Genomic DNA, 26,982 nt, shown 5'->3' on the forward strand with positions numbered 1-26,982 from the left:
CCGCCCTCAACATTCAGGGAAATTGACCGCTAGCCCGCCGAGCGATGTTTCCTTGTAGCGATGGTTCATGTCGCGGCCCGTTTCGGCCATCGTACGGATGACCTGATCGAGCGACACATGATGCGCGCCATCCCCATGCATGGCGAGGGAGGCCGCATTGATGGCCTTGATCGCCCCGAAGGCATTGCGCTCGATGCATGGGATCTGCACCAGCCCCGCCACCGGGTCGCAGGTCATGCCCAGATGATGCTCCATCCCGATCTCGGCGGCGTTCTCCACCTGAAGCGGCGTTGCGCCCAGAGCCGCCGCCAGCCCGGCAGCCGCCATTGAGGACGCCACGCCGACTTCGCCCTGACAGCCGACTTCCGCGCCTGAAATCGACGCATTGAGTTTGAACAGCCCGCCAATGGCTGCGGCAGTCAGCAGAAACCGACGCTGCCCGTCGAGCGAATATTCGGGACAGAATTCACGATAATAGCGCAGTACGGCCGGAATCACGCCCGCCGCCCCGTTGGTCGGTGCCGTGACGACGCGCCCGCCGGCGGCGTTTTCCTCGTTCACGGCAATGGCGAACAGGCTGATCCAGTCCATGATCCCGTGCGCGGAGGGCTGGTTGCTGCGGCGCTGTTCTTGCAGCCGTTCATACAGTGCCGCCGCCCGCCGGCGCACGTTCAGCCGTCCCGGCAGCGTGCCCGAACGGTGCAGCCCGGCCTGCACGCAGTCCATCATCACGGCCACGATCCGGTCCAGATACGCCTCGATTTCGGCGCGGGGCCGCAGCACGCTCTCATTGGCCAGAACTACGCCCGCGATATCGAGCCCCGTTTCCTGCGTGCGGGTCAGGAGTTCAGCGCCGCTGGTGAAGTCATACGGCATGTCGGGCTGGGCATAGGTCGCGGTTTCGGTCGCCTGTTCGGGGACGATGAACCCGCCGCCCACTGAACAGAACCGCGCACAGGCCAGCAGGCGGTTTTCCGCATCGAAGGCCTCGAACTGGAGCGTGTTGGGGTGAACCGGCGGGATGGTCTTCGTATCGAGAACAATGTCTGTTTCCGGATCGAACGGCATGGGATGACCGTTGAACGGAATCAGATGTCTGTCGGTGACGGACTGCACGATGCTGTCCGCCAGCGCCGGGTCCATCGTGTCGGGCTTTTCTCCCGCCAGCCCAAGAATCACGGCCCGGTCCGTCGCATGTCCCCGCGCCGTCCAGGCCAGCGAGCCGTAAAGCGTGACGCGCAGACGGGCCACGTCCGGCGTATGAAGCAGACTGTCCGCGAACCGGGCTGCCGCACGCATGGGGCCAACGGTGTGCGAGGAAGACGGGCCGATCCCGATCTTGAACAGGTCAAAGAGGCTGATCATTCAGGCGGCAATCTCGGCCAGCAGGGCGTCAACGTCCTCTTCGCGGGTATAGAAGCTTGTCACGAGGCGGATCAGTGTGCCGGACACACCCTCGGGCGTCGGCCAGCGATAGAAGGCATATCCCGCGGCTTCCAGTTCCCCAACGAGGCGGTCGGGCAGGATGACGAAGATCTCGTTGCCCTGCGTTTCGAACGGAAGCTGGGCCCCGGCATGACGGCGCAGGCTCTCGACAATGCGCTGCGCCATGGCGTTGGCATGCGCACTGTTTTTCAGCCAGAGATCGTCTTCCAGCAGCGCCAGAAGCTGTGCGCTCAGGAACCGTGCCTTGGACCACAGATGGCCGCTGCGCTTGATGCGCCGCTCGAAATCCTTCAGCGCCGGGCGCGTGCGGTCATTGACGAAGAATACGACCGCTTCCGCCGCCATCGCCCCACATTTCGTCCCGCCGAAAGACAGGACATCCACCCCGGTTTTCCATGTGACCTCGGCCGGTGTGCAGCCGAGATGCGCGATGGCATTGCTCAGCCGCGAGCCATCCAGATGCACGGGAATATCGTTCTCATGGGCGATACCGCACAGCGCCGCCAGATCCTTCAGCGCATAGACCGTGCCCCATTCGGTGGCCTGCGTCAGGGACAGCGCCTGGATGGGGGGCTTGAGAATCCCGCCCTGCGCATTGGCGCGCAGCCCGGTCCGCAGGGCCTCAGGGTTCATCCGGCCATCGGCGGAAGGCAGCGTAACAAGCTTGGCGCCATGCATAAAAAACTCAGGCGCACCGCCTTCGTCATTGCTGATATGCGCGCTCTGGTCACACAGGACCGCGCCATAAGGGGCCACGAGCGCGGAGAGTGCCAGGCTGTTGGCTGCCGTCCCCGTCACGATCGGGAAAACCCTGACCTCTGCTTCGAAAACCTCGCTGAACCGTGCGTTCAGCGTCTGGCTCATCGCATCGTTACCATAGGAGCCGACGCAGCCTTCATTGGCACGCATCATGGCGTCCATAACGGCGGGGCATGCGGGGGAAACATTGTCACTGGCGAAGTTCTTGCGTATTTCGTCGGTCACGAGACCATCCTCAATTCCTGCGACCGTTACGGCCTGTCCGCAAGCGTAACTGAAACGCCTGCCTGTTGTCATCCGGAGAGCCCATGAACACGTTGTCCCCCGAGAAGTCTTCCGATCCGGCATCCAAGATCATCGACGGCAAGGGTATTGCCCGCGCCCTGACCGATCAGGTGGGCCGCGAAGTGGCAAAATTCGTCGAGCAGGGCAATACCATTCCCGGTCTGGCCGTCGTTCTTGTAGGTAACGATCCGGCGTCTGAAGTCTATGTGAAGAACAAGGCGATCCAGACCCATCGCGTGGGCATGCGCTCCTTCATGCACATGCTCCCGCAGAGCACGTCGCAGGACGAACTGCTGGACCTGATCGCCCAGCTCAACGCCAACCCGAAAATCCACGGCATTCTGGTGCAGCTTCCGCTCCCGGCGCAGATCGACCCGGTTGTGGTGACGAACGCCATTGCCCCGCACAAGGACGTGGACGGTCTGGGTGAGGTCAATGCCGGGCGCCTGTCGCTCGGGATCGACGGGATCGTGCCCTGCACGCCGCTGGGCTGTCTGATGCTGCTCCAGTCCGTTCATGAGGACATGACGGGCAAGCATGCCGTGGTGATCGGCGCGTCCAACCTTGTGGGCAAGCCGATGGCACAGCTTCTGCTCAAGGAGAACTGCACGGTCACGGTCGCGCATATCCACACGCGCAACACGAAGGAACTGGCCCGGGAAGCGGATATTCTGGTCGTGGCGACGGGCAAGAGCGGACTGGTCCGCGGAGACTGGATCAAGCCGGGCGCGACCGTGATCGATGTCGGCATTACCCGTGTTCCGGCCGAAAACGGCAAAACCCGTCTGGTGGGTGACGTGGCGTTCGACGAGGCGTTCCCCATCGCCGGTCACATCACGCCGGTTCCGGGCGGTGTGGGCCCCATGACCATTGCCTGCCTGCTGCACAACACGCTTCAGGCCGCGCGTGCGACGCAGGCTGCTTCGGAAGCGTCTTCATGACCCGCGTCTCGGTCGAACTGGTCCCGCGCTCCGCCGAGGCCCTGCTGGCGGATGTGCAGACCGTCCGTGACGTCCTGCCACAGGTCCGCACACTGAATGTTCCGGATCTGATGCGTTTTGACCTGCGCAGTCATGATGCCGCCTCGCTGGTCACGAAGCAGACGCCGTTCGAGGTCATCCCGCATATCCGTGCCGTCGATATCGCGCCGGGCACGCCGCTGCCGGGTGCGGACCGTCCGGAGCTGACGTCCATCCTCGTGGTCGCCGGCGATCCTCCGCCGGCCGGAAGCGACTGGAAGGTCTATCCCAACACGTCGGCGCAGATCATCGAACGCTACCGCCGCGAAGCGCCGCATCTGAAGGTCTATGCGGTGTTCGACCCCTATCGCCGCGCGCCATATCAGGAACTCGAAGATATCGCCCGCAAGCGCGACGCCGGGGCCTGCGGGTTCTTCACACAGCCACTCTTCGATATTCCGATGCTCGAATACTGCATGGACTGGCTGCGGGACGACATGGTGTTCTGGGGCATTTCGCCCGTTCTGGGTGACAAGTCGCGTCGCTACTGGGAGCGCGTGAACCACGTGGTCTTCCCCCGCGACTATGACGGAACGCTGGACGGCAACATCGCTTTTGCGCGCCGGATGCTGGGCGTTATCCGCGAGAAAAACGACAATGCGTATCTGATGCCGCTGAAAGTTGACCTGGCATCCTATCTGGGAGCGCTCAGCGATATTATAACGGGATAACATCGAACCACGAATGGAGGGTCCGTCCCGGATGTCTGTGCGCCTTTTTCTGCTTCCCCTGCTGGGAGGCGTGCTCGTTCCCGCCGCCCTGCTGCCCGAGACGGCCTCTGCGAAAACCCTTGCCGACCCCGCAGCCGTCTTCGCTCCCCTGACGCTCCCCGATGCGCCGAATGTCTATCGTTCGGGCTCGGGCCTTCCCGGCCCGCAGTACTGGCAGAACCGTACGGACTACGTCATCCATTCGCGGATCGACACGCAGACCCATGTGCTGCACGGCTCCGAAACCGTGACCTACAGCAACAACAGTCCCGAGACACTGGACGTCCTTTGGCTCCAGCTCGATCAGAACATTTACCGCGCGGATACGCGCTCTGCGATCGGCGCGGTTGCCAGCAGCCACAATCTGGCCGGCAACCACACCGACGGCATGGCGATCGAGCGTGTTTCGGTCGTGCAGGGCGGGCGCGAAGTGGACGTGACACCCCTGATCTCTGACACGCGGATGCAGCTCAAGCTACCGCGCACGATCGATCCGCATGGCGTGGCTTTCGTGAAGATCGACTGGCACTACACGCTGCCCGGCCCGTGGGGCGGACGGACTGCTGTTACGCCGTCCCGCGAAGGCGATATCTATGAAGTCGCGCAATGGTATCCGCGGCTGAGCGTTTATGATGATCGCCGTGGCTGGAACACGCTGCCCTATCTGGGGCAGGAGTTCTTTCTGGAATATGGCAGCTTCGATTACAGCGTCACCGTGCCGTGGAACTACACGCTCGTGGGCTCCGGCGCGCTGCTCAATCCCGAACAGGTCCTGACCTCCGTCGAGCGCAACCGTCTGGCGCAGGCGGCGCAGAGCGATACGCGCGTCATGATCCGCACGCTTGATGACATTACTGATCCCAAAAGCCATCTGAAGCAGAGCGGCGAAGTCACCTGGCATTATGCCATGCGCAACACGCGTGACGTGGCCTTCGCGGCCTCGCCGGCTTTCGTCTGGGATGCCGCGCGGATCAACCTGCCGCCGATCGTGCCCTGGGCGAACTATCATCCCGTGCCCCGGCTTGCGATGTCGGTCTATCCGCGTGAGGGGATCGGGCCGCATGGCTGGGACCGTTCAACGGATTACGTCAAACACGCCATCGAGTATTTCTCGTCACAATGGTTCGAGTATCCCTGGCCGAACGCCGTCAATCTGGGCGGTCATGGTGCGGGCATGGAATATCCGGGCATTGTCTTCGACGGCATGAGCGACCGCGATCCGGAACTGTTCTGGATTACGACGCATGAACTGGGCCATGGCTGGTTTCCGATGATCGTGGGCACTGATGAGCGTCGCAATGCCTTCATGGATGAGGGCTTCAACACGTTCATCGACGTCTATGCGTCCGACCATTTCAACAACGGCGAGTTTGCCCCCAAGCGTGATTCCGAATTCGCGCCCAAGACCGGCAACCCTGCGCAGGACATCGTTCCGGTTCTGACTGATCCGAACGCGCCCGTGCTCATGACGGCGGCAGACAGCGTCTCTGAAAAATACCGCCATAGCGTGACCTATTTCAAAGGCGCCTATGGACTGAAGCTGCTGCGTGAACAGATCCTCGGCCCGGTCCGGTTCGACGCAGCCTTCCGGCGCTATATTTCCGAATGGTCGTTCAAGCACCCGTCCCCGTCGGACTTCTTCCGCCTGATGAGCAGCGAAGCGGGCGAGGATCTGGGCTGGTTCTGGCGTGGCTGGTACTTCACCAATGCCGCCCCGGACTATGCGCTGGGTGATGTGCATCACGATGCCGGAAAGCCGGTGACCGTACAGGTGCGCAATTACGGAGCCCTTCCGCTTCCGGTGCTCGTGCGGGCGGAGTATGCGGACGGTAAATCGGACGAGCTGCGCATCCCGACGGAAGCCTGGCGTCAGGGCAGCGATATCGTTGTTTCACTGCCGGCCCATGATGGCCTCAAGGCGGTCACGCTGGACCCGGATCATGTCATCCCGGACATCGACCGCTCTGATAACCGGGTGGCAATTACACCCTGAGGATATGAAGAATTGCGGGTGCCAAAACGCCCCGCAGTTCTCTGTCCATTACGGCATAAAAAAGGGCGCCTGGCTGAGCCAGCGCCCTTTTTTGGTAGATGGAAGGTCGTGCGGATTTGAGAGAGCAGTCGGTTCCGCGAGAGTTCAGCCTACGAGTTCCAGCGAAGAGGAAGGAGCGTTCGTGGTATAGGCACCCTGAGGTGCCGCCGGTGCGATGCCCTGAACTGTGGAGGCGGAGGCTGTCAGGCCCTCGATCATGTCATTGTTGACATCGATCAGCGGCTGCAGATCCCTCGGAGCATTGAAAGCAGTGTTGGAATAACACATTGCCCATGATCCGATCTTGATCAGGTCATCACGCAGAACGGGCGGAAGAGGGCAGTCGACCCGCTCGACGCTCATCGAAAGAATGCTCCACAGCTTCAGATTGGCTGCCAGAGCCGCGACCCTTTTTTCATGATCGCCAGCCTGGGACAGCAGCGTGTTGACGTGCCGGAACGCCATGACCTCGACTTCCCGGGAGGAAAGGTAGCTTCCGGACTGTTTTTGATACTGTGAGAATGCGTAAGTCACGAAGGCAAACTCCTTGCGGAAAAGACTGTTTCAAAAGCCTCTGCAGAATGGAACAGCGGGCTTCTGAAGCAGTCCTGCGCATGGCAGGGGCGGAAGGTCCGGGACCGGGGGGTACCGGATAGACCGGTACTCCCCGGAAACCTGATCAGCCGCGGAAGAGGCTGAGCAGGGTGGAGGACTGCGAGTTTGCAATCGACAGCGACTGGACAGCCAGCTGCTGCTTCGTCTGAAGCGAGGTCAGCTTGGCGCTTTCCGCTGCCAGATCGGCGTCCGTCAGGGCGCCGACACCCGTCGTCAGGGCGTCAGACAGGCTGGACGTCGTGGTCTGCAGGTTCGAGACCGTCGTGGTGGAATAACCGATCGTGGAAGCCGTCCGCGTCACGCTGGAAATAGCTGCCTGAACGACAGCACTGACAACAGATGCCCCGGTGACGGATGTTGCCGCGTTAGAACCTGTGAACGCACCCGCCGAGACGGTACCCAGGTTCGTGCTGGTTGCATCAATGGAATTGCCAGCAATCGTCAGGGTGTTGTCGGAATCGCGGGACACACCGAAGCCCTGGTACTCCATGGCCTGCGTCATCAGATCGACCTGCTTGACGCTCTGGGCACTCGACGAGCCGCCCGTGGCACTGAGGGAGGAGGCGGACGACATGTCGACGTCCGTCACAACGGTCTTGGCCGTGACATTGCCGTTGGCATCAAATGCCGTATTGGCGGTGAAGACGGAGTTGCCGTTGCCGTCCTTGGACTGCACCAGGCTATCTCCGTTGGACAGGGAATAGGTGATCGATCCGTCCGATGCTGTTGTCTGGGATTTGATTGTGACGTCTGAAGAGTCGCCTGCTTTCAATGTGCCGTCTGTTTGCATTGTAAATGCGGCAGTGACGCCATCCGAACCGCCCTCAGTAGTGGGAGCTTTGCTGAAAGCAGCGCCTACCATGGCCAGAGCCGTCGTTTGGCTGTTATTGGTGGTGGTCGTGCTGCCGGAAGTCGTAGACTTGCTGTCAGCGACAAAGTTGTATGTGACAGACGGATTGGACGCACTGACCGTACCACCTGTTCCGGCTGCAGCTTCATTCTTCAGCTGAAGAACGCTCTGGGAAGTCGGCGTAGTACCGTCACTCGTCAGTGTATTGGAAGCGCTGGTGCCCAGCGCCAGCGAGGAGCCGGACATTTCCATGCTCAGGTTCGTCAGGCCAAGACCGGCGGACGTCATGTTGAAGCCGTTCTGGGTGAACATCGTGCCCTGGGAGTCCATGGCGGTGGACAGGGTCGTGTAGGTCGTGCCGTTGCCCGTCTGGCCGGACAGCAGGTTCACGCCCTGGAACTTTGCACCTGCAGCAGCGGAGTCGATGGCGGACAGCGTCTGTGTGATGGCGTCGTTCAAGGTCGAGTTGTTGACGCCCGTGGTGTTCGTGCCGAGAGTCGTGGCCAGGGACTGCAGGGAATCCGAGATGCTCGACAGGCCCTTCGTTGCCGTATTCAGCACCTGAGCGGAGAACTGAAGACCCGTGGAGACGCCCGACAGGGTCGAGATCTGGGCGGTCATGTTCTGGGCAATGGAGTACATTGCGGGATTGTCAGACGCCGAGTTGACCGACTTGCCCGTCGAGACCGCATTTTCGGTCTTGGTCAGGTCAGATGTCGTCTGGCTGAGGCTCTGGAGTGCGGCCATTGCCGCAGTGTTCGTATTAATTGACAATGACATTGAATTCGTTCTCCGTCGGTGCAGGTTTGCGGCTTCAGGATAGGGGGGAGTGGTTAACGGAAACTGAATCCGGACCGTTAAAAAAAACCTGCCCGAAATAACGGAAAACCGGGAAACAACTGGTTAAATTCACGTTTTCTCTTGCGCTCCATACTTCGGAACGAAATAAGAACACGCAATGAAGAAATCACTCTCCCAGCGCCTGGCGATTCTGTCCGATGCGGCGAAATACGATGCGTCCTGCGCGTCGAGCGGCTCCGGACGCAGGGACTCGGCCAAAAGCGGGGGACTGGGATCCACGACGGGAAACGGCATCTGCCATGCGTTCACGCCGGACGGGCGCTGCGTGTCGCTGCTCAAGATCCTGCTGACCAATTTCTGCGTATATGACTGTGCCTACTGCATCAACCGCTCGTCCTCGAATGTGGAGCGCGCGCGGTTTACGCCTGAGGAGGTCGTGTGGCTGACGCTGGAGTTCTACCGGCGCAACTGCATCGAAGGGCTGTTCCTGTCTTCGGGCATCATCCGCTCGTCCGATCACACGATGGAGCAGCTCGTGCAGGTGGCGCGGGATCTGCGGCTGAAGCATGGCTTTAGGGGCTACATCCATCTCAAGACCATCCCCGATGCGTCTCCGCGCCTGCTGGAAGAAGCGGGGCGCTATGCGGACCGTCTGTCGATCAATGTGGAAATGCCGACCGTCGCCGGGCTGGAGCAGTATGCGCCGCAGAAAAAGGCGGGCGGTATCCGGCAGGCCATGGGTGAAATGCGTCTGAAAATCGATGCGGGCCGGGAGCGCAGCCATACCGGCCGCCGGGCTGAGCGCTTCTCGCCGGGCGGGCAGAGTACGCAGATGATCGTGGGAGCTGATGCGGCCTCCGATCAGGATATTCTGGCCAGCAGCGCCAATCTTTATGGCTCCTACGGGCTGCGGCGGGTCTATTATTCGGCCTTCAGTCCCATTCCCGACGCTTCCGCATTGTTGCCAGCGAAAAGCCCGCCGTTGCAGCGTGAGCACCGGCTTTACCAGGCAGACTGGCTGTTCCGGTTCTATGGATTTGCGTTTGGAGAGTTGACGGCCGGTCGCGCGGACGGGATGCTCGATCTGGAGCTGGACCCCAAGCTGGCCTGGGCGCTGGACAACCGGGCGCTGTTTCCGGTCGATCTGAACCGGGCGTCGAAGGAAATGCTGCTGCGGGTGCCGGGGCTGGGGGTCAAGGCTGTGGCCGCCATTCTCAGGGCGCGGCGGCATCAGGCGGTACGGCTGGAGGATCTGGCGCGGTTGAATGTCTCCATCCGCAAGGTACGCCCGTTCGTGCAGACGCCGGGCTGGAGCCCCGCCCGCCTGACCGATCGACACGATCTGCGCAGCCTGTTCAGCCCCGCGCCGCAGCAGATGAGCCTTCTGTGACGCGGTATGTCCTGACGCTTGAGGACAGTGCCGCGTTTGAACCCTGGCGGAAGATGGCACGGGCGGCTTTGCAGCGCGCGATCCCGCCCGAAGCCCTCGACTGGCGCATCCGGGGTGGGGAGACAGATCTTTTCGGCCAGATCACGGATGATGGCGCTGGACTGGAGGCGCTGACAGCCCTGCCTGTCGTGAAAACCGTAACCTTGCGAGCGTCCTGCATCGCGCTGCTGCGGGACCTGCTGTGCCATTCCGATCCCGCTCGGTTCGCGCTGGCCTACCGGATCGTCTGGCGGATGCAGGGCAATCCGCATCTGCTGGAAGTGGTGACGGATGCCGACATCGCCAGGGCGCGGGTCATGGTGCGGCAGAACCGGGATGACTGCCATAAGATGGCGTCTTTCCTCCGCTTCCGGGAAGAACCGGTCCAGCAGGGCGAAGGACAGGACAGGAGGCGGCGACGGTTCCTCGCCTGGTTCGAGCCGCAGCATCATATTCTCGAACGCATCGCCCCGTTCTTCTCGAAGCGCTTTACGGACATGGACTGGATGATCCTCACCCCGCGCGGATCAATCCGCTGGGATGGGAAAGAGCTGGTGTGCAGTCCGGAGCCCTGCGAGCGGCCAGAGCTGGATGATGGGTTCGGGGAGCTGTGGGACACTTATTATGCCTCGACCTTCAATCCGGCCCGTGTGCGCACGAAAGCCATGCGTCGGGAAATGCCCGGCCGTTACTGGAAGAACCTGCCGGAAACCCGCCTGATCCCGCAGCTCGTTGCTGGAGCCGAAGCACGGGTGCGGGCGATGGCGGAACAGGAACTCCAGCCCGCCCCGGCCTTTCATGAGCGCCTGCGGGCCCGTGAGCAGCTTCCGGCCGAACCGATGGCGGATGTGGCGGAAAATCTTGAGGGTCTGGCCGCTCAGATCCGGACCTGTACGGCCTGTCCGCTGCACTGCTCGGCGACGCAGGCGGTTGTGGGAGAGGGGCCGGCAGACGCGCGCATCATGGTCGTCGGAGAGCAGCCGGGCGATCAGGAGGATCTGGCAGGGCGCCCCTTCGTCGGTCCGGCAGGACAGCTTCTACACGCGACGCTTGGAGAGGCCGGGGTCGATCGTGGCGCGCTGTATCTGACGAACGCCGTCAAGCATTTCCGCTTCCGTCTCCAAGGCCGCCGCCGCATCCATCAGAGCCCGGATGCAGGGCATGTGGCGGCCTGCCGTCCCTGGCTGGAGCAGGAAATTGCACTGATCCGTCCGAAACTCATTGTCTCGCTGGGTGCCACGGCGCTCAGGGCGCTGGATGGTCCGGGCATGGCGATGTCGGATGTCCGCGGGACCTCATGGACCGTGGGAACTGGCGAAAATGCCGTCCGGCGTCTGGCACTCGCCCATCCATCCTGGCTGCTGCGGCTTGGGGAAGGGGCGCAGGGGGACAGTGAGCGACGGAACTTCGGTGAGGGTCTCTCCCGTCTGCGGGACTTTCTGGATCAGCCAGGGGCGTAAGGGACGGGGCTGGCGGGAGAATGGAAACGGGTCAGTTTTTTGCGTCTTGAAGCTTATGAGACGATATGTCATGGATGACCGAACCGATCGGTCAGTAGAGGGTTTTCCAAGGCCCGCACAGCACATCCGGTCATGATCTGACAGACCTGTTTTCAAAGCGAGACAAACATTATGGCGCAAGGCGATCAGGCCGATCACGCGCAGGATGACACGACATCCGACAAGAACGGAAAGCCGCAGAAAAAGCGTCATCCCCTTGTCCGGGTCGCGCTGATCCTGCTGGTGGTTCTGGTTCTCGTGGGTATCGGGGCCTATCTTTTCCTGACCCGCAACAATATCGAGACGGATGACGCCTACACGGCCGGTCGCAAGATCGCCATTGCGCCCCACGTCAACGGTTACGTTACGCAGCTTCTGGTGAACGACAACCAGTTCGTTCATACCGGTGACCTGCTCGTGCGGATCGACAGCCGGGACTATGTGGCCTCCCTGAACAAGGCCGAAGCCGCCGTCTCGCAGGCGAAAGCCAATATCGACGCCTATCAGCTGATGCTGGCTGTGGCGCACAAGAACTTCCCCGGACAGCTCGTCACCGCGCAGGGCAATCTTGCCGCAGCACAGGCTCAGCTCGTCAAGGCCGAGGCCGATTACCGCCGCCAGCGTTCGGTGGCCCGCGCCGCGACCTCGCAGCAGGATATCGATTATGCCCGCGCCGCGTTGGATCAGGCGAAAGCCCGCGTGCTTCAGGCCCAGGGTCAGTTGACACAGGCCGAGCCGGTCAAGGAAAACGTGGCCAATGCCGATGCCCGCGTCACGCAGGAACGGGCCGCTCTCGCTTCGGCCAATGCGGATCTGACGCAGGCCCGCCTGAACCTCGAATGGACGGAAGTGCGTGCGCCGCATGACGGCTGGATTTCCCAGCGTAACGTCGAGCGCGGCAACTTCGTGCAGACCGGTCAGCAGATGTTCTCCATCGTCGAGCCGGAAGTCTGGATCGTGGCGAACTACAAGGAAACGCAGCTCACCCATATGCGTCCGGGCCAGAAGGTGGATGTCGAGGTCGATGCCTATCCGCAGCTCGAACTGCATGGCCATGTGGATTCCATTCAGCTCGGCTCGGGTGAATCCTTCAGCGCCTTCCCTCCCGAGAACGCGACCGGCAACTTCGTGAAGACGGTGCAGCGTATTCCGGTGAAGATTGTGCTGGACAGCGGTCTTGATCCGAACATCCCGCTCGCCCTTGGTCTGTCTGTCGTGCCGACGGTTTATGTGAAATGAGCGATACTGCCGGGCATCAGGACTGGAAACCCAGTCACAATCCGTGGCTTGTGGCCGTCACGGTCACGCTGGCGGCCTTCATGGAGGTGCTGGACACCACCATCGTCAACGTGGCGCTGCCGCATATCGCGGGATCGCTCGGCAGTTCGTATGATGACGCCACCTGGGCGCTCACGTCCTATCTGGTGGCAAACGGAATCGTCCTGACGATTTCGAGCTGGCTATCGCGGCTGTTCGGCCGCAAACGCTACTTCCTGATCTGCATCACGATGTTCACCGTCTCGTCTTTCCTATGCGGACTGGCGACGTCGCTGCCCATGCTCGTGGTGTTCCGTCTCATGCAGGGCTTCTTCGGGGGCGGCCTGCAACCGAGCCAGCAGTCCATCATCCTGGACACGTTCCCGCCTGAAAAGCGTGGCGCGGCGTTTGGCCTGACCGCCATTGCCACCATTGTCGGCCCGGTTCTGGGTCCGATGCTGGGCGGGTATCTGACGGACAATTTCTCCTGGCGCTGGATTTTCTTCGTCAACGTGCCGTTCGGCATCATCACCGTCATGGCCGTGACGGCGTTCGTTGAGGATCCGCCATGGGAGCGCCAGAAGCGCGAGAAGGTGGACGTGATCGGCATCAGTCTGATCACGCTGGGTCTCGGCTGCCTTGAGGTCATGTGTGACCGTGGTGAAGATGACGACTGGTTTGGTTCGCCCTTCATCACCAGCATGGCCGTTCTCGGTGCGATTGGCGTGATCGGTGCGATCCTCTGGCTGTGCTATGCGAAGAACCCGCTGGTCCGTCTGACGGTTCTCAAGGACCGCAACTTCGCGACCGGCATGCTGCTGATCTCGATGGTCGGTGCCACGCTGTACGCGTCCGCCATTATCGTTCCGCAGTTCGCCCAGCAGGTGCTCGGCTATACCGCGACGAATTCGGGCCTGCTGCTCGCTCCTGGTGGCGTGGCGGTGATCTGCCTGATCCCGATCGTGGGGCGGCTGATGAAGTTCATCCAGATGCGCTACATCATCGCTTTCGGGTTCTTCGCGATGGGCATGGCCATGTTCCAGGCCTCGAACCTCTATTCCGGGACCGATTTCAAGCATCTGATGTTCTATCGCATCAGCCAGACGGCCTCGCTGGCGTTCCTGTTCGTGCCGATCTCGACAATCGCGTATTCGACCCTGCCGCGCGAGATGAATTCGGACGCCTCGGCCCTGTTCTCGATGGCCCGGAATTATATCGGCTCTCTGGCGATCTCGCTCGCCACGGCGGCTATCATCGAGACACGGCAGCGTCACCAGACCTATGTGACGGACCACATGACGCCGGCCAATCCGGAGTTCAACGCCTATATCGCCAATGCGCAGCAGGTCGCCCAGGCCCACGGTCTGCCAGCCGCGCAGGCGCATGATTTCGCCATCTACCGGCTGTTTGAGGAGTTCACCTCGCAGGTCGCCATGCTGGCCTATAACGAGGTGTTCGACTGGATCGGCGTTATCGCACTGTTCGTGGTGCCGCTGTGCTTCCTGCTGTCACCCAACGGCAAGAAGGAGGCCCAGGCCTCGGGCGGCGGTCACTGATGGCGCGGTTCGTAGATCTTCAGGAAGCTGTCGGCGGTAAAGGCGGCGAACTCCGCGATGGCGGCATCGCTGTCATCGACCGGCAGTCCGAAGCGGCGGCGCTGCACGATGCGGGCCTGGCACATGAGCATGAACTGCTCGGCCGACAGGCGCGGATCGGCGATGTCCAGCTCTCCGCGGGCCACGACGCGCGTCAGGTATTCCGTGAGGTTGCTGAGCTTCCGGTCGAAGCCATAGCGCCAGAACGTGTCGGCCAGATTGGGGAATTTCTCGACCTCGCCGACGATGATGCGGTACAGCCCCAGCGCCATCGGGGAAATCAGCATATGGACCGCCATTTCCGCAAACCGGATCAGGGTGAGGCGGACGGACTGTTCATCATCGCGCCACAGCGCCTCGATGGGCGCGAGGCGGCTGCGGGCCTGCTCTTCGAAGAATGCGGAAAACAGGGACGCCTTGCCGTCGAAATGGTTGTAGAGCGTTCCCTTGGAGACACCCGCCATCTGCGCGATCTGGGACATAGACGCCCCTTCATACCCGTTTGCCAGAAAGACCGTTCCGGCGCCTTTGAGGATCTGTTCGCGCTTGGTGCATCCCGCAGGATCGGCGCCGCTGGCCCCGTCGGGAGTGCCTGCGCTGCCGTCGTCCATGATGCCCGTCATGTAAGCGAGAGATCCTTCTGTCCGTCAGGTCAAGTTCCTGACATGCTGACCGAACCGGTCGGTCACCGCAAGATCATTTCCGCCTCAGGAGTTTCTTTGTGAGCGCAGCCTTCACTTCCCGCGCGCTGCTGTCCGGCTGCGCCCTGTTCACCCTGTCCGGCTGCCTCATGGTGGGGCCTGTATATCATGCGCCGAAACCCTGGTCGCCGGCACATTACACGGACCATACGGCCGGCGCGCCTGACAGCATCATCAGCGAGATGAAGGCCGACAGTCACTGGTGGCAGGTTTTCCACGATCCGGAACTGACGTCACTGGAAGACCGTCTGGTCAACCAGAACCTGTCCTTCCGCCTGGCGACGGCCAATTTGGCGCAGAGCCGCGCGCAGCTCATCATGGCGGGTGCCGAGCGTTTCCCAGCGCTGAGTGCCACGGGCTCGTACCAGCGCAGCCAGTACAGCACCAAGCAGTTGCAGGAAATCATCGGCCATGTCGCGGGCGGTATTGCCAAATCCGAAGGCGGCACGATCGGCAGCACGGTCGGCCCGCTGCTTCAGAATGCGGCTGGCGGTGCCAACATTCCGCTGCTGAACCAGTGGCGCAGCGCGATTGACGCGACTTACGAAATCGATCTGTGGGGCCGTGTGGCGCATCAGTACGATGCCGCCAAGGCCGATCTTCAGGCCTCGGATGAAGAGCGCCGCTCCGTCCTCATCGCCCAGCAGGCTGACATGGCGCATGGCTATATGAGCCTGCGTGGTGACCAGCAGCGTCTGAAAATCCTACGCGATAACATCCAGATCCTCACGCAGATCGCCAACATCGCGCAGGAACGCTATCGCGGCGGTCTGGTGACGGAGCTGGACGTGGATTCCGCCCAGGCCCGCCTGCACGACACGCAGGGTCAGGAAGCGCAGCTCGAACAGGCCGTAGCGCAGGAAGAGAACGCGCTGGCCCTGCTTCTGGGTGCGCCGCCGGAAAGCCTCAATACCGAGCTGGAGAAGAACGCCGGCGTACCGGTCGTCCCGCCGATCGTGCCTGTGGGCATTCCGTCGGAACTGGCCCATCGCCGTCCGGATATCCGCGAGGCCGAAGCCCGTCTGCGCGGTGCCGTTGCCGAAGTGGGCGAGGCCACAGCGGATTTTTATCCGAAGGTCACGATCAACGCCGATTTCGGCTTCCAGACCCTGTCCTTCCGCGATCTGGGCTTCTGGAACGCGCGTGCCTGGAACGTGGGCCCGTCCATCTCCCTGCCGATCTTCCAGGGCGGCCGTCTGTACGGGCAGCTTGAGCTGAAGAAATATGCCCAGAAGGCTGCGGCGATTTCCTATCAGCAGACGGTCATCAAGGCCTGGCATGATGTGGATAACGCGCTGATCGCCTATCGCGACGAGCAGCTTCACCGTCAGGGCCTGCAGAACGCCGTCAACGACAACAGCAAGGCGCTCATGCTGGCCCAGAGCCAGTATCGCAGCGGTCTGACGAACTACCTGAACGTCCTGAACGCACAGGCGCAGCTCCAGTCCGCCCAGCTTGACCTCGCCAACAGCGATGCCACGCTGGCGACGAACCTGACGCGGCTTTACAATGCGCTCGGCGGCGGCTGGGAAGACGCGCTTCCCGACAGCCGCGATGTGGCCAAGGCGCAGCTCGCTTCCGCCACGCCCGGCCCCTGAAATCCGGCAACCTGTTCAGGAGGCCGGAGCCTCCTGAACGCCGGTCCCGTCAGGATTTGCGGGCGACGGACCGACCCTTGGAGCCCAGGATCTCGAAGGCTTCATCCAGCCGTTCGACAATGGATTTCTCGCCCACGCGCAGCCATTTGCGCGGATCGTAAAGCGACTTCATCGGCTTGTCGGTGCCAGGCTCGATCTGGTGCTGGAAGGCCACCGGATGTTCCAGAACGTAGCTGCCCACACCTTGGGCAAAGGCGAACTGGATGTCGGTGTCGAGGTTCATCTTGAACACGCCATAGGACACAGCCGCGTCGATTTCCGCGATCGTGGACCCTGAGCCGCCATGGAAGACGAGCGGCAGCGGCTTGGGGCCGCTCTGCGTCGCCTTCTGAACGGCATCCTGCGAGTTCTTCAGGATTTCGGGGCGAAGCTGCACGTTCCCCGGCTTGTAAACGCCATGAACATTGCCGAAAGACGCAGCAATCGACACGGTTCCGATCGGGGAGAGCAGTTCCCAGGCCTTCAGCACATCCTCGGGCTGCGTGTAGAGATGCGCGTTATCCGCACCCTCTTCGAGGTCATGGCCGATGCCATCTTCCTCGCCACCCGTAACGCCCAGTTCGATTTCCAGCCCCATGCCCAGCGGTGCAAGACGCTTCAGCATGGCGGCCGAAGTCGCAAGGTTCTCTTCCAGCGGTTCCGTGGAGAGATCGAGCATGTGGGACGTGAACAGCGGTTTGCCGGTTGTTCTGAACTCATCCTCGCTCATTGTGATGAGGTCGTCGAGCCAGGGGATCAGCTTGCGATCGGCGTGATCGGTATGGAGAATGACGGCGATACCGTATTCCTTCGCCAGAAGATGGACATGACGCGCCATGGACGCCGCGCCAAGCACGCGGGCACGATGGGCATCCGGCAGGCCTTCGCCGGCATAAAAGCGCGCGCCGCCGTTGGAGACCTGGATGATAACGTCCGATCCGTTGCGGGCTGCGGCTTCCAGAACCGCATTGACGCTGTCGGTGCCAACGACATTGATGGCGGGGAGGGCATAGTCCCCCTCGTGGCAGGCCTTGATCAGGGCCGTATAACTGGCGCCACTGACGACGCCGGGGGAAACTCGTGACATGGGCGACTCCAACACAACGCATGAAACGGGCCAGCAGAACGGGCATGGCCGTGATGCGTTGTATTGTACGTTGCTAATCCGTTTTCGTCATGAGCGCTAAAGTAGCGGGAACACTTGCTGTCAGGATTTGTTGCTTGTGATGCCAACCCAGTGGAGACTATGGAAAAGACATGGTGCCAAATCTTTCTGACCCCGATCTTCCCGCCCGTATTCTCGTCGTCGAAGATGACGCGGGCATGCGGACCCTCATTCTCCGTGCCCTTCAGGGGGGCGGTTTCCGTGCCCGTGGCGTTGCCTGCGGGGACGAGATGTGGGCTGCGCTTGAAGTGGCTCCCGTCGATCTCATCATCATGGACATCATGCTGCCGGGCAAAAGCGGCATCGAACTGTGCCGTGCGCTGCGCAGCGGACAGGGTGCTACGCATGAAAACGAGACCCCGCCGGCCCAGGTGCCGATCATCATGGTCTCGGCCCGTGGCGAGGAACGCGATCGCGTGAACGGTCTCGAATCGGGCGCGGATGATTACGTTCCCAAGCCTTTCGGTCAGCGCGAACTTCTGGCGCGCGTGCGTGCGGTGCTCCGCCGTGGCATCGCCACCGGTGCTCCGCAGGAGCGCGTGCGTCGCGAGACGCTGCGTTTCGCAGGCTGGACGCTCGATCTGCGCCGCCGTGAACTGACGGACCCGTCCGGGGCCACCGTCGATATTTCCGGTGCCGAACACGATCTTTTGACGAGCTTTCTGGACAATCCGCAGCGGGTTATCGCCCGTGACCGGCTTCTGGAACTGTCGCGGACCCGTCTGGGCGATGTCTCGGACCGCAGCATCGACGTGCTCGTCAGCCGTCTGCGCCGCAAGCTGGGTTCTGATACCGATCAGCTGATCCGCACAGTCCGTGGTCTGGGCTACATCTTCGTGGCTGAGGTTGAACGCGTCTGAACATCCAGAACCGCATTCTGCTATGGCCGCTGGGGCTGGTCGGGCGCGTCTGCGTTGTCCTGACCGTCGCAGTGACACTGGTGTTCCTGACGAACGCCATTTTCTACGGTCAGGCAGAGACCTACATTGTCGATGACGTGCGCATCGCCCAGCTGGGCGAGGCGCTGAGTACGGATCTGCGCGTACTTGCCGCAGCTCCCGTCAGCCAGAGATCCTTTCTGGCCGTCATGCTCTCGGGCAGTGAACTCAGCGTGACCTGGCAGCCCGCCTCGATCACGCCTGCGCTCCCGGGACACCATCCGGTCGCACTGACACAGCTTGTCAGACGTCTGACGGCCGATGATCCCATTCTTGAACAGGCCCATCTGGACCTTTACACGCTCGGCCCGGGAAGTGCAGACGTGCTGGGCTCCCAGCGCCTGCCGGACGGAAGCTACATCCGTTTCCGCGTGCCCGGCATGCTTGGCCATCACCGCGTCACGCGCGGTCTGGCCTCGGCGGCCATTGCGGCGGGTGCTGTGGCCATTGCCGCGGCCATGCTGATCCGCGGTCTCAGCATGCCGCTCCGGGCACTGGTGTCTGTTGCGGACCGCATCGGCTCCAGCGAGAAATGGGTGCCGCTGGCCGAACGGGGACCGCCTGAAGTGCGTGGGCTGGCCCATGCCATCAACGCCATGCAGGACCGCATCCAGAGCCTCATTAATGACCGGACGCAGGCGCTGGCAGCGGTGTCGCACGATCTGCGCACACCGCTGACACGCCTGCGTCTGCGCTGCGGTTTCCTGAGTGACGGGGAGGCGCAAGCTGCCATCGAGGCCGATCTGGACGAGATGGAAGCCATGGTGAACGGCATCCTTGCCTATCTGGCGGGCGCGGATGATCCCGAAGTCCCGCGCACCATCAATATTGTCGCCACGCTCGAAACCCTTGTGGACGATCATGCCGATCACGGGCGCGATGCCCGCTATGAGGGGCCGGATCGCGCACTGGTACATGTCCGTCCGCTTGCCATGAAGCGCGTGCTGTCCAACCTGATCGAAAATGCCCTCAACTATGGCGGCAATGTCCTCGCCACTTTGCGGACGCGGGAGGATGGCGCGCTTGAAATCGCCATCAGCGACAGCGGTCCTGGCATCCCCGAAAGCGAGTACCAGCGCGTGCTGACCCCGTTCTATCGTCTGGAGGGCTCGCGCTCGCGGGCCACGGGGGGAATCGGGCTGGGGCTGGCGATCGTGCAGCGCGAAATCTCGCGGGAGGGCGGCTCGCTGGTTCTGGGGCGCGGGGATGCCTCGAAGGGCTATGGCGGGCTCTGCGCCACCATTATTCTGCCCAAGGGACTCCCGTCTCCTTCAAGGAAAACCGAGGGGCAGGGCGAGCAGGTCTGAAAAGGTATGGCCTGTCGTTAAAAACACGGGAAGTCGGACCAATGCAGTCCCAACACTTGCACCTTCGGGCGAAGTGGCACATGTCAGGGCGGACTGGAACGCAAGGACATGACCACGATGTTCATCGAGACCGAAGACACTCCCAACCCCGCCACCCTGAAATTCCTGCCTGGCCGCAGCGTGACCGGCGATGCCCGTCCTGTTGATTTCGGCGATGCCGATGTTGCCGCCGGACGCTCCGAACTGGCGAGCGCCCTGTTCGACCAGCCGAACGTGCGCCGCGTTTTCCTCGGCGGCGATTTCGTCTCTGTCACCAAGTCCGACGACATCAGCTGGGGCGACCTCAAGCCTGTCGTCCTGGGGACGATCACGACCTTCTTCGAAAGCGGCCGTCCGGTCCTGTCGGGAACGCAGTCCGCTCCGGAACATGACGTTTCTCCCGAAGACGCCGAAGTCGTCAGCCGCATCCAGGACCTGCTCGACACCCGCGTGCGTCCTGCCGTTGCCGGTGACGGCGGCGATATTGCCTTCCGTGGTTACAAGGACGGTGTGGTCTATCTGGTCATGCAGGGCGCCTGTTCCGGTTGCCCGTCCTCCCGCGCCACACTGAAGCATGGCGTCGAGAACATGCTCCGGCACTATGTTCCGGAAGTCGCCTCGGTCGAACAGGTCGAGGACTGAACCATGGACGACCAGACATCTGTGAGTGAAACACTCCCCTGCGGACCGGTTCCGGGCGCAGAAGCCCTGTTCACGCAGGCCCGGACCCCGCGCAGCTTCTCGCCGCGCCCGGTCGGGGAAGATGTCCTGCGTCGTCTGTATGATCTGGTAAAGCTGGGGCCGACTTCTGGCAACTGCTCGCCAGGTCGCTTTGTTTTTCTCATGACGCAGGATGCCCGCGAGCGCATCCGTCCCGCCCTGTCGCCGGGAAACGTGGCCCGCGCCATGGCGGCACCGGTTCTGGCTGTCGTCTGTCATGATCCGCTGTTTTTCGAGGCTCTGCCCCGCCTGAATCCGCAGGACGGCCTGCGCGACTGGTTTGCGGCCGATGTGGGCCTGTCAGACGAGACAGCGTTCCGCAACGGCACGCTGGAAGGCGCCTATCTTATCATGGCTGCCCGGATGCTTGGCCTGTCCGCCATGCCGATGTCCGGCTTTGATAACTTCATGGTCGAAGACACGCTGCTGAATGCCACTGGCTGGCGCGTGAACTTCCTTGTGGGACTTGGTTATCCGGCGGAAAACGAACCCGCTCCCGACCATGCCGAACCCCGCGCGCCCCGTCTGGACTTCGGAGAGGCCTGTCTGTGTCTGTAAAGGCGGGGTCTGTCAGGACAGTCGTTTTCAACGGGGCAGGGGCAGGCACCGGCCTGACCAGTCTGGTGGCGCTCGTCGAGGATGGGCATGTCGTCGCGGAAAAGCTTATGGCTGGTCGCGGGGCCTCCGAGCATTTCGCGCCCGTCATCCGCGAACTTCTGACGCAGAATAACTGGACTGCGGCTCCTGATCGCGTCATCGCCGTGATTGGTCCGGGTTCCTTCACGGGCCTGCGCTCGTCCCTGTCACTGGCGGCAGGGCTGGCGGCAGGCTGGAACTGCCCCACGATCGGCGTCACGCTGGGGGCGGCCATCCGCGCCACGCTCGCGCGCCCGGACGCCGTCTGTGTGAGTATTGCCCGTCGCGGCCGCGTCTTCGTGGACCAGCCGCATGGTCCCGTTACAGCCAGCCAGACCGTTGATCTCGATCCTACAGGCTGGGCCTGTGTGACAGGTGACGCCGTTTCCGAAAAGACCGACTGGCCCTGTCCGGTGCTTCCCTGCGAGGCGCCTTATGCGCTGGGTATCGTGCAGGCTGCGCAGGGCGTTGCGCCCGGTCCGCTGATGCCGCTCTATGTCGATCCCCCCGAAGCAAAACCCCCCGCTGCCGGTCTGAGGCCTGCGCCCCTGTGAGCAGTCCTGAAAAGGATTTCCAGTTAAAGACAATGGGGATCGAATGCGCGCCATTACTGGCCGCGCTTCATGAAGTCACGTTTCGCGGCGGTGAAGTCTGGGATGCAACTTCTTTTGCTGCCCTGCTTTCAGGTCAGGGCACGGAAGCCACGGTTGCCCTGATTGGTCACGACCCTGCCGGCTTCATTCTTTCGCGGACCGTTCTGGACGAAACGGAAATCCTTACTCTGGCCGTACATCCCGATTTCCGCTGCAGAGGCATTGGAAAGTCCTTGGTGCAGCATGTTCTGCAGAAGGGAAAAGTATTTCTTGAAGTAGCAGTCTGTAACAAACCGGCGGCTGTGCTGTACGAGAAATGCGGTTTTGTAAAAGCAGGGCTCCGTCGTGGTTATTACCGGGACGGGAGCGATGCCCAGGTGCTTGTTTCTAGCAACGTTTGACCGTCAAACAATAAAAATCCGGGCTCCCATTAACAGGTGAATCCGCCAGAATTATGTGCCCCAGTGCCTGCACGGATGCACGGACGTTCCTGCGTGTCTCTGTTCCGCGAAGCCGGACTTCAAGTCTCTGGCTGGAAGTCATGCCATCCAGTTTTGCCCGCACATATACTGTCGTCATCGGGCATGTTTTTTCGGTTATATCTATGAAAAATGTTTCATTTTCTGTCACGCACATGTTTCTTTCTTTTTATGCTTGAAGGAAGCAATTTATGACTGCTACATGCTCCCTCGCTCAAGGATGAAGGACTTAACTACAATGTCGCAAGAGACAAATGCTCCCGAACTGCATCAGCTGACTGCGCAGATCGTTACTGCCTACGTATCGAACAACGATATTCCGGCTGACGCTCTTCCGGCCCTGATCCGGTCCGTCCATGACTCTCTTGCAACGGTGAACGTTCCGGAAGAGGCTCCTGTTGAAAAGCCGGTGCCGGCCGTTTCGCCGCGCAAGTCGGTTTTCCCGGACTACATCATCTGCCTGGAAGACGGTAAGAAGCTGAAGCTGCTGCGCCGTCACCTCAAGACTGCCTACAACATGACGCCGCAGGAATACCGCGAGCGCTGGGGTCTGCCGCCGGAATATCCGATGGTTGCTCCCAACTATGCGAACCACCGCTCGTCGCTGGCCCGCAAGATCGGCCTCGGCCGTCGTCGCGAAGACTAAGTGCCATTTTCCCTGTCCGCGACCTCTTCATCCCCGCGGCAGGGAAAAGCCTGACAGGCTCCATAAATTGGACAAGACGCCTGTTTTTCGGCTAGGCCGCAGATATGGTCGCAGATACGAAACCCGCTGAGAGACGCGCCGGCCCAGGGAATCGGAAGGGCCCCTCTTCCCCTGTGCCGGATGATTCACACATTGCCCGCCTGTGTGTGGAAAGCGGACTGAAAATGACCGGCCAGAGACGGGTGATCGCCCATGTCCTGTCCGTTGCCGACGACCATCCGGACGTCGAGGAACTCTATCGCCGTGCTTCCGAGATCGACAGCCGCATCTCCGTTGCGACTGTCTATCGCACGGTCCGTCTGCTGGAAGAAAAAGGCATTCTCGAACGCCGTGACTTTGGTGGCGGGCGTGCGCGTTACGAGGCCAGTGACAGCGGCAACCACTATCATCTGATTGATGTGGACAGCGGCCGTGTCATCGAGTTTGAAGATGAAGAGCCGGTGCGTCTTCTGGCCCAGCTTGCCCAGCGTCTGGGATTTGATCTTGTCTCGCATCGTATCGAGCTGTTCGGCCGTCGCGCCGAACCCGATGACAGGAAAAAGTCCCTCCCAGAAAACAGGAACAAGAGCGGATCATGACCACCAAACCGGCTGGCGCACCTATTTCCGCTCCGGATAACGATACCGTCGCCCCAGTATCGGCTCCGGCCCCGCATTCGCTGACCAGCAGCGAGGAAACCCTGCGACAGATGGAGACGCTCTCCACCCTGTCCCTGAACCGCGAAGGCGGCTTTCAGGAACTGCGTGGTGGAACGCTGGGCGTACGGATTGCCGAAACGGCCGAAGAGCGCGACGCCGCACAGGCGCTGCGTTACCGCGTTTTCTTTGAAGAGCTCGGTGCCCACCCTGACGAACGCGCCTTCCGCACCAAGCGGGATGTGGACGAATTCGACGAGGCCGCCGATCACCTTCTGGTCATCGACCATGCCAAGGGCCCCGGCGCTGCCGGTGTCGTCGGCACCTACCGTCTGCTGCGCTCCGACGCCGCCGAGAAGGTTGGGCGTTTCTACACGTCCTCCGAATACGACATCTCGACTCTGACAGAGTTTCCGGGTCGGCTGCTTGAAGTCGGGCGTTCCTGCGTGGCGAAGGAATATCGTGGCCGCTCCGCGATGCAGCTCCTGTGGCGCGGTATTGCGTCCTACATCTTCCTGCACCGGATCGACGTGCTGTTCGGCTGTGGCAGCCTTCCGGGCACGGATCCGGACGCTCTGGCCGATCAGCTCACCTATATGCACCACAACCATCTGGCGCCTCCGGCCCTGCGCATCCGCGCGCTTCCGGACCGCTATGTGGAAATGCAGCGGACTGACCCGCATGTGCTGGACTATCGTGCCTGCCTCAACAAACTGCCTCCGCTGATCAAGGGCTATCTGCGTCTGGGTGGCTATGTCGGTGACGGTGCAGTTGTGGATGAGCAGTTCAACACCACGGATGTCGCCGTTCTGGTGAAGAGCGAACTTCTGGCGGACAAGTATTACCGCCATTACGAACGTCGCCTGCGCGACGCCCTCGACTGACAGTTTTTTCGCAGCCGGATCTTCAGAGTCCGGCTGTTTCCTGTTTCAGCCACTTCGTCAGCCGGACGGTTCCTTCATGATTTCGACGCTCCCTGTCCGCGGCTGGCGGCTTGCCGGACTGATGCTGCTCGCCGGTGGGCTGGCAGCCCTGTCTCTGCCTCCGGTGCATGCCCTGTTCCTGCTGCCCGTGGGACTGATGATCCTGTACCGCGTGTCCGAAGACGCGCGGTCTTGGAAACAGGCGGCCTGGTGCGGCTTCCTGTTCGGCATGGGATTCCACACGGTCGGGCTTTACTGGCTGACGAATGCCATCCTTACCCGTGTCCATGAATTCTGGTGGGTCGTCCCCTTCGCGTCCCCCGGCGTGGCGTTGCTGATCGCACCCTTCATCTGCGTCCCGGCAATGCTGTGCCGCGTGGTGCGTCCCGGCTGGCGGCGTGTGCTGATGTTCGCGGGAAGCTGGACCGTCATGGACATGGGCCGCGTCTTCATGTTCTCGGGATTTCCGTGGAACCCACTGGGAAGCGATCTGGAACTTCCGGGGTTTGCCGGAGACGTCATGATCCAGCCCGCAGCCATTCTGGGTGTGGACGGCCTGTCACTTGCTCTGGTGCTCGGCTCTCTCGCCCTGTTCCGTGGCAGACGCGCGGCTGTGACCGTGCTGGTTGTGTCCGTGCTCTGGATCGGTGTCGGGACATGGCGCCTGTCGTCCGCCACGCCCCTGAACATCACCAATCCCCGCGCCGTTCTGGTGCAGGGCAACGTGCCTGAAGCCGAAGTCATCAGCCATGCGGACGCGGTCAGCAATTTTCGCCGCTATCTGAGCCTGACGGCTCAAGGCGCGCAGAAAGCCTTCGCGGAGGGTGGTCGTCCGCCCGTGGTGATATGGCCGGAATCCGGCTTCCCCGGCCTGCTGGACGAGGACGAGCTTGCCCGGCAGATGATTGCCCGAGCCGCCGATGGCGCTCCGGCGCTGGTGGGTTCGGACCGGCAATCCGGCAAGGACTGGTTCAACAGCCTGATCGCCGTCGCCCCTGATGGCAGCATCGCGGCGATCTATGACAAGAGCCGTCTGGTCCCATTCGGCGAATACCAGCCCTGGATCCTGCCCTTTAACGTCCTGCCGGGCGTGCTGACTCCGGGGCCGGGCCTGAAGACATGGGACCTGCCGGGCATGGGGCGCGTGGGGCCGATGGTGTGCTACGAGATCATTTTCTCCGGTTCCGTCACGGCCCGCAATGACCGCCCGGACTGGCTCGTCACGATCTCGAATGACGCCTGGTACGGCAACAGCGCCGGTCCCCGCCAGCATCTCGCGACCGGACGGATGCGGGCCGTGGAAGAGGGGCTTCCGGTTGTTTTCGCCAACAATACCGGCATTTCCGCCATCTATGACGCGACCGGACATGAAACCGCCCGTCTGGGCTGGGGCCGGGCCGATGTGCTGGTCAGTGACATCCCGTCACCGCTCCCCCCGACCTTCTTTTCCCGCTTCGGCCGTGCCACGCCGCTTGCGCTTTCGTTCCTCTGCATGGTTCTGGCGCTCGTCCCCACGCAGCGGAAGAAGCGCGACTGGGACCTGGGGGTGTATAAAGGTTAACATTGACAATCCAGGGTTGTCTTATTAACCATTTACAGGTGTCAGAAAAAGAATCCTCCCCGGATCGCGCCCGCCCTGAATCCCGCAGTTCCGCTGCGGCCGGACCGGTGGATGTGCATGTCGGCAACCGCATCCGGCTGCGTCGCACGCTTATGGGGCTGTCGCAGGAAAAACTGGGCGAGGCTCTGGGACTGACCTTCCAGCAGATCCAGAAATACGAGCGCGGCGCCAATCGCGTGGGCGCCAGCCGTCTGTACGATCTGGCTCAGGTTCTGGACGTGCCGATCGGTTTCTTCTTCGATGATATGCAGGAGGCGCGCCCGTCCGCGCCGTCCAGCGCACCCCAGCCATTTTCCGGTTCTGCTCCGACGTTCAACCCGGCTTTTGGACAGACGCCCGCCGCACAGGCCCCTGTCACAGGGTTTGCCGAAACGCAGTCGGCATTCGGAGCCCCACTGCCACGTGCCCCGGCGGCACCGTCGCCGCGTTTGTTCGATCTTCCGGTGGATGAAGCCGCCCTGTTCAGCCGCCGCGAGACGGTCGATCTGGTGCGCTCCTATTACCGGATCCCGGACCCTGCGGTCCGCAAGCGGATGCTGGACCTCATCCGCTCCCTTGGCCCGGCGGACACCAAAACAGACTGAG

26 protein-coding genes are annotated in these 26,982 nt (G+C 62.0%); 19 read left to right on the forward strand and 7 right to left on the reverse strand.

What is annotated here, in order from left to right; genetic code table 11:
* Window positions 1-6 precede the first annotated feature (6 nt).
* Together HKD24_RS10150 and HKD24_RS10155 are read right to left on the reverse strand one after the other, a co-directional pair.
* Complete coding sequence (locus HKD24_RS10150) at window positions 7-1,365, reverse strand: L-serine ammonia-lyase (RefSeq protein ID WP_194260193.1); 1,359 nt, start codon at window positions 1,363-1,365, stop codon at window positions 7-9.
* Window positions 1,366-2,430 carry a threonine aldolase family protein gene (locus tag HKD24_RS10155; protein ID WP_322783305.1) on the reverse strand — a complete coding sequence of 355 codons (1,065 nt, stop codon included), beginning with the start codon at window positions 2,428-2,430 and terminating at the stop codon, window positions 1,366-1,368. It lies immediately after the preceding gene.
* An 83-nt stretch (window positions 2,431-2,513) separates the two neighbouring features.
* Between HKD24_RS10155 and folD the strand changes: the two genes are divergently transcribed.
* From folD to HKD24_RS10170, 3 genes are read left to right on the forward strand one after another with little or no spacing between them, the layout of a single operon-like run.
* Window positions 2,514-3,431 carry a bifunctional methylenetetrahydrofolate dehydrogenase/methenyltetrahydrofolate cyclohydrolase FolD gene (folD, locus tag HKD24_RS10160; protein WP_194260195.1) on the forward strand — a complete coding sequence of 306 codons (918 nt, stop codon included), beginning with the start codon at window positions 2,514-2,516 and terminating at the stop codon, window positions 3,429-3,431.
* The gene (locus HKD24_RS10165; protein ID WP_194260196.1) at window positions 3,428-4,180 is read left to right on the forward strand and encodes a methylenetetrahydrofolate reductase; all 753 of its coding nucleotides are present in this window, start codon (window positions 3,428-3,430) and stop codon (window positions 4,178-4,180) included. Before folD ends, HKD24_RS10165 begins: the two co-directional genes overlap by 4 nt.
* Window positions 4,181-4,211: 31 nt before the next feature.
* A complete protein-coding gene (locus tag HKD24_RS10170; RefSeq protein ID WP_194260197.1) occupies window positions 4,212-6,212 on the forward strand; it encodes a M1 family metallopeptidase in 2,001 nt (666 codons plus the stop codon).
* 144 nt (window positions 6,213-6,356) lie between these two features.
* Here the strand turns inward: HKD24_RS10170 and HKD24_RS10175 are convergent, their stop codons facing one another.
* Window positions 6,357-6,785, reverse strand: coding sequence for a flagellar biosynthesis regulator FlaF (locus tag HKD24_RS10175; RefSeq protein ID WP_194260198.1), 429 nt, complete (start codon window positions 6,783-6,785; stop codon window positions 6,357-6,359).
* A 145-nt stretch (window positions 6,786-6,930) separates the two neighbouring features.
* Complete coding sequence (locus HKD24_RS10180; RefSeq protein WP_194260199.1) at window positions 6,931-8,496, reverse strand: flagellin N-terminal helical domain-containing protein; 1,566 nt, start codon at window positions 8,494-8,496, stop codon at window positions 6,931-6,933.
* 178 nt (window positions 8,497-8,674) lie between these two features.
* Here HKD24_RS10180 and HKD24_RS10185 point away from each other — a divergent pair, with 178 nt between their 5' ends.
* The 4 genes from HKD24_RS10185 (at window position 8,675) to HKD24_RS10200 (ending at window position 14,258) form a co-directional block, all read left to right on the forward strand.
* Window positions 8,675-9,907 (forward strand): putative DNA modification/repair radical SAM protein, encoded by a 1,233-nt coding sequence (locus HKD24_RS10185; RefSeq protein ID WP_194260200.1) that lies wholly within the window; start codon window positions 8,675-8,677, stop codon window positions 9,905-9,907.
* Entirely contained in the window at window positions 9,904-11,406 is a 1,503-nt protein-coding gene (locus HKD24_RS10190; protein WP_194260201.1) for a UdgX family uracil-DNA binding protein, read from the forward strand. The genes HKD24_RS10185 and HKD24_RS10190 overlap by 4 nt, the downstream gene beginning before the upstream one ends.
* A gap of 171 nt (window positions 11,407-11,577) precedes the next feature.
* The gene (locus HKD24_RS10195; RefSeq protein ID WP_194260202.1) at window positions 11,578-12,684 is read left to right on the forward strand and encodes an HlyD family secretion protein; all 1,107 of its coding nucleotides are present in this window, start codon (window positions 11,578-11,580) and stop codon (window positions 12,682-12,684) included.
* Window positions 12,681-14,258 (forward strand): DHA2 family efflux MFS transporter permease subunit, encoded by a 1,578-nt coding sequence (locus tag HKD24_RS10200; RefSeq protein WP_194260203.1) that lies wholly within the window; start codon window positions 12,681-12,683, stop codon window positions 14,256-14,258. Before HKD24_RS10195 ends, HKD24_RS10200 begins: the two co-directional genes overlap by 4 nt.
* Here the strand turns inward: HKD24_RS10200 and HKD24_RS10205 are convergent.
* Entirely contained in the window at window positions 14,252-14,920 is a 669-nt protein-coding gene (locus HKD24_RS10205; protein ID WP_194260204.1) for a TetR/AcrR family transcriptional regulator, read from the reverse strand. The two genes, HKD24_RS10200 and HKD24_RS10205, sit on opposite strands and share 7 nt — an antisense overlap.
* A gap of 98 nt (window positions 14,921-15,018) precedes the next feature.
* On the opposite strand from HKD24_RS10205, the gene HKD24_RS10210 reads away from it, so the two are divergent.
* A complete protein-coding gene (locus HKD24_RS10210) occupies window positions 15,019-16,596 on the forward strand; it encodes an efflux transporter outer membrane subunit (RefSeq protein ID WP_194260205.1) in 1,578 nt (525 codons plus the stop codon).
* A gap of 49 nt (window positions 16,597-16,645) precedes the next feature.
* Here the strand turns inward: HKD24_RS10210 and fbaA are convergent, their stop codons facing one another.
* On the reverse strand, window positions 16,646-17,722 hold the full coding sequence (fbaA, locus tag HKD24_RS10215; protein WP_194260206.1) for a class II fructose-bisphosphate aldolase: 1,077 nt from the start codon (window positions 17,720-17,722) through the stop codon (window positions 16,646-16,648).
* 170 nt (window positions 17,723-17,892) lie between these two features.
* Here fbaA and HKD24_RS10220 point away from each other — a divergent pair, with 170 nt between their 5' ends.
* From HKD24_RS10220 to HKD24_RS10245, 6 genes are all read left to right on the forward strand, one after another.
* Window positions 17,893-18,660 (forward strand): response regulator, encoded by a 768-nt coding sequence (locus tag HKD24_RS10220; RefSeq protein ID WP_194260207.1) that lies wholly within the window; start codon window positions 17,893-17,895, stop codon window positions 18,658-18,660.
* Between the two features lie 71 nt (window positions 18,661-18,731).
* On the forward strand, window positions 18,732-20,045 hold the full coding sequence (locus tag HKD24_RS10225; protein WP_322783306.1) for an ATP-binding protein: 1,314 nt from the start codon (window positions 18,732-18,734) through the stop codon (window positions 20,043-20,045).
* Window positions 20,046-20,162: 117 nt separating this feature from the next.
* Window positions 20,163-20,726 (forward strand): NifU family protein, encoded by a 564-nt coding sequence (locus tag HKD24_RS10230; RefSeq protein ID WP_194260239.1) that lies wholly within the window; start codon window positions 20,163-20,165, stop codon window positions 20,724-20,726.
* A 3-nt stretch (window positions 20,727-20,729) separates the two neighbouring features.
* On the forward strand, window positions 20,730-21,362 hold the full coding sequence (locus HKD24_RS10235) for a malonic semialdehyde reductase (RefSeq protein WP_194260208.1): 633 nt from the start codon (window positions 20,730-20,732) through the stop codon (window positions 21,360-21,362).
* Window positions 21,353-21,994, forward strand: coding sequence for a tRNA (adenosine(37)-N6)-threonylcarbamoyltransferase complex dimerization subunit type 1 TsaB (gene tsaB / locus HKD24_RS10240; protein ID WP_194260209.1), 642 nt, complete (start codon window positions 21,353-21,355; stop codon window positions 21,992-21,994). Before HKD24_RS10235 ends, tsaB begins: the two co-directional genes overlap by 10 nt.
* Window positions 21,991-22,434, forward strand: coding sequence for a GNAT family N-acetyltransferase (locus HKD24_RS10245; RefSeq protein WP_407646366.1), 444 nt, complete (start codon window positions 21,991-21,993; stop codon window positions 22,432-22,434). The genes tsaB and HKD24_RS10245 overlap by 4 nt, the downstream gene beginning before the upstream one ends.
* Here HKD24_RS10245 and HKD24_RS10250 read toward each other — a convergent pair.
* Window positions 22,421-22,669 carry a sulfurtransferase TusA family protein gene (locus tag HKD24_RS10250; RefSeq protein WP_194260210.1) on the reverse strand — a complete coding sequence of 83 codons (249 nt, stop codon included), beginning with the start codon at window positions 22,667-22,669 and terminating at the stop codon, window positions 22,421-22,423. The genes HKD24_RS10245 and HKD24_RS10250 overlap by 14 nt on opposite strands.
* An 81-nt stretch (window positions 22,670-22,750) precedes the next feature.
* Between HKD24_RS10250 and HKD24_RS10255 the strand changes: the two genes are divergently transcribed.
* The 5 genes from HKD24_RS10255 to HKD24_RS10275 all read left to right on the forward strand — a co-directional run bounded on the left by HKD24_RS10255 (window position 22,751) and on the right by HKD24_RS10275 (window position 26,981).
* Complete coding sequence (locus tag HKD24_RS10255) at window positions 22,751-23,158, forward strand: Ros/MucR family transcriptional regulator (protein WP_011252343.1); 408 nt, start codon at window positions 22,751-22,753, stop codon at window positions 23,156-23,158.
* Window positions 23,159-23,262: 104 nt separating this feature from the next.
* A complete protein-coding gene (locus HKD24_RS10260; protein WP_194260211.1) occupies window positions 23,263-23,796 on the forward strand; it encodes a Fur family transcriptional regulator in 534 nt (177 codons plus the stop codon).
* A 110-nt stretch (window positions 23,797-23,906) separates the two neighbouring features.
* Window positions 23,907-24,737: a GNAT family N-acetyltransferase gene (locus HKD24_RS10265; RefSeq protein ID WP_062511496.1), complete on the forward strand. Its 831-nt coding sequence runs from the start codon at window positions 23,907-23,909 to the stop codon at window positions 24,735-24,737.
* 76 nt (window positions 24,738-24,813) lie between these two features.
* Window positions 24,814-26,337 carry an apolipoprotein N-acyltransferase gene (gene lnt, locus HKD24_RS10270; RefSeq protein WP_194260212.1) on the forward strand — a complete coding sequence of 508 codons (1,524 nt, stop codon included), beginning with the start codon at window positions 24,814-24,816 and terminating at the stop codon, window positions 26,335-26,337.
* Between the two features lie 38 nt (window positions 26,338-26,375).
* Entirely contained in the window at window positions 26,376-26,981 is a 606-nt protein-coding gene (locus HKD24_RS10275) for a helix-turn-helix domain-containing protein (RefSeq protein WP_407646367.1), read from the forward strand.
* The last annotated feature ends 1 nt before the right edge of the window (window position 26,982 follow it).

It is taken from the genome of Gluconobacter vitians (genome assembly GCF_015244565.1).
Lineage (GTDB): Bacteria > Pseudomonadota > Alphaproteobacteria > Acetobacterales > Acetobacteraceae > Gluconobacter > Gluconobacter vitians.

Excerpts from the sequence above, each read along its gene's own strand:
- HKD24_RS10250 (WP_194260210.1), bottom strand. The coding sequence starts at position 22,669 with ATGTGCGTGACAGAAAATGAAACATTTTTCATAGATATAACCGAAAAA.
- HKD24_RS10255 (WP_011252343.1), top strand. The coding sequence starts at position 22,751 with ATGTCGCAAGAGACAAATGCTCCCGAACTGCATCAGCTGACTGCGCAG.
- HKD24_RS10185 (WP_194260200.1), top strand. The coding sequence starts at position 8,675 with ATGAAGAAATCACTCTCCCAGCGCCTGGCGATTCTGTCCGATGCGGCG.
- HKD24_RS10235 (WP_194260208.1), top strand. The coding sequence starts at position 20,730 with ATGGACGACCAGACATCTGTGAGTGAAACACTCCCCTGCGGACCGGTT.
- fbaA (WP_194260206.1), bottom strand. The coding sequence starts at position 17,722 with ATGTCACGAGTTTCCCCCGGCGTCGTCAGTGGCGCCAGTTATACGGCC.
- HKD24_RS10200 (WP_194260203.1), top strand. The coding sequence starts at position 12,681 with ATGAGCGATACTGCCGGGCATCAGGACTGGAAACCCAGTCACAATCCG.
- HKD24_RS10195 (WP_194260202.1), top strand. The coding sequence starts at position 11,578 with ATGGCGCAAGGCGATCAGGCCGATCACGCGCAGGATGACACGACATCC.
- HKD24_RS10205 (WP_194260204.1), bottom strand. The coding sequence starts at position 14,920 with ATGACGGGCATCATGGACGACGGCAGCGCAGGCACTCCCGACGGGGCC.
- folD (WP_194260195.1), top strand. The coding sequence starts at position 2,514 with ATGAACACGTTGTCCCCCGAGAAGTCTTCCGATCCGGCATCCAAGATC.
- HKD24_RS10265 (WP_062511496.1), top strand. The coding sequence starts at position 23,907 with ATGGAGACGCTCTCCACCCTGTCCCTGAACCGCGAAGGCGGCTTTCAG.
- HKD24_RS10260 (WP_194260211.1), top strand. The coding sequence starts at position 23,263 with ATGGTCGCAGATACGAAACCCGCTGAGAGACGCGCCGGCCCAGGGAAT.
- HKD24_RS10230 (WP_194260239.1), top strand. The coding sequence starts at position 20,163 with ATGTTCATCGAGACCGAAGACACTCCCAACCCCGCCACCCTGAAATTC.
- HKD24_RS10180 (WP_194260199.1), bottom strand. The coding sequence starts at position 8,496 with ATGTCATTGTCAATTAATACGAACACTGCGGCAATGGCCGCACTCCAG.
- lnt (WP_194260212.1), top strand. The coding sequence starts at position 24,814 with ATGATTTCGACGCTCCCTGTCCGCGGCTGGCGGCTTGCCGGACTGATG.
- HKD24_RS10150 (WP_194260193.1), bottom strand. The coding sequence starts at position 1,365 with ATGATCAGCCTCTTTGACCTGTTCAAGATCGGGATCGGCCCGTCTTCC.
- HKD24_RS10220 (WP_194260207.1), top strand. The coding sequence starts at position 17,893 with ATGGTGCCAAATCTTTCTGACCCCGATCTTCCCGCCCGTATTCTCGTC.
- HKD24_RS10170 (WP_194260197.1), top strand. The coding sequence starts at position 4,212 with ATGTCTGTGCGCCTTTTTCTGCTTCCCCTGCTGGGAGGCGTGCTCGTT.
- HKD24_RS10165 (WP_194260196.1), top strand. The coding sequence starts at position 3,428 with ATGACCCGCGTCTCGGTCGAACTGGTCCCGCGCTCCGCCGAGGCCCTG.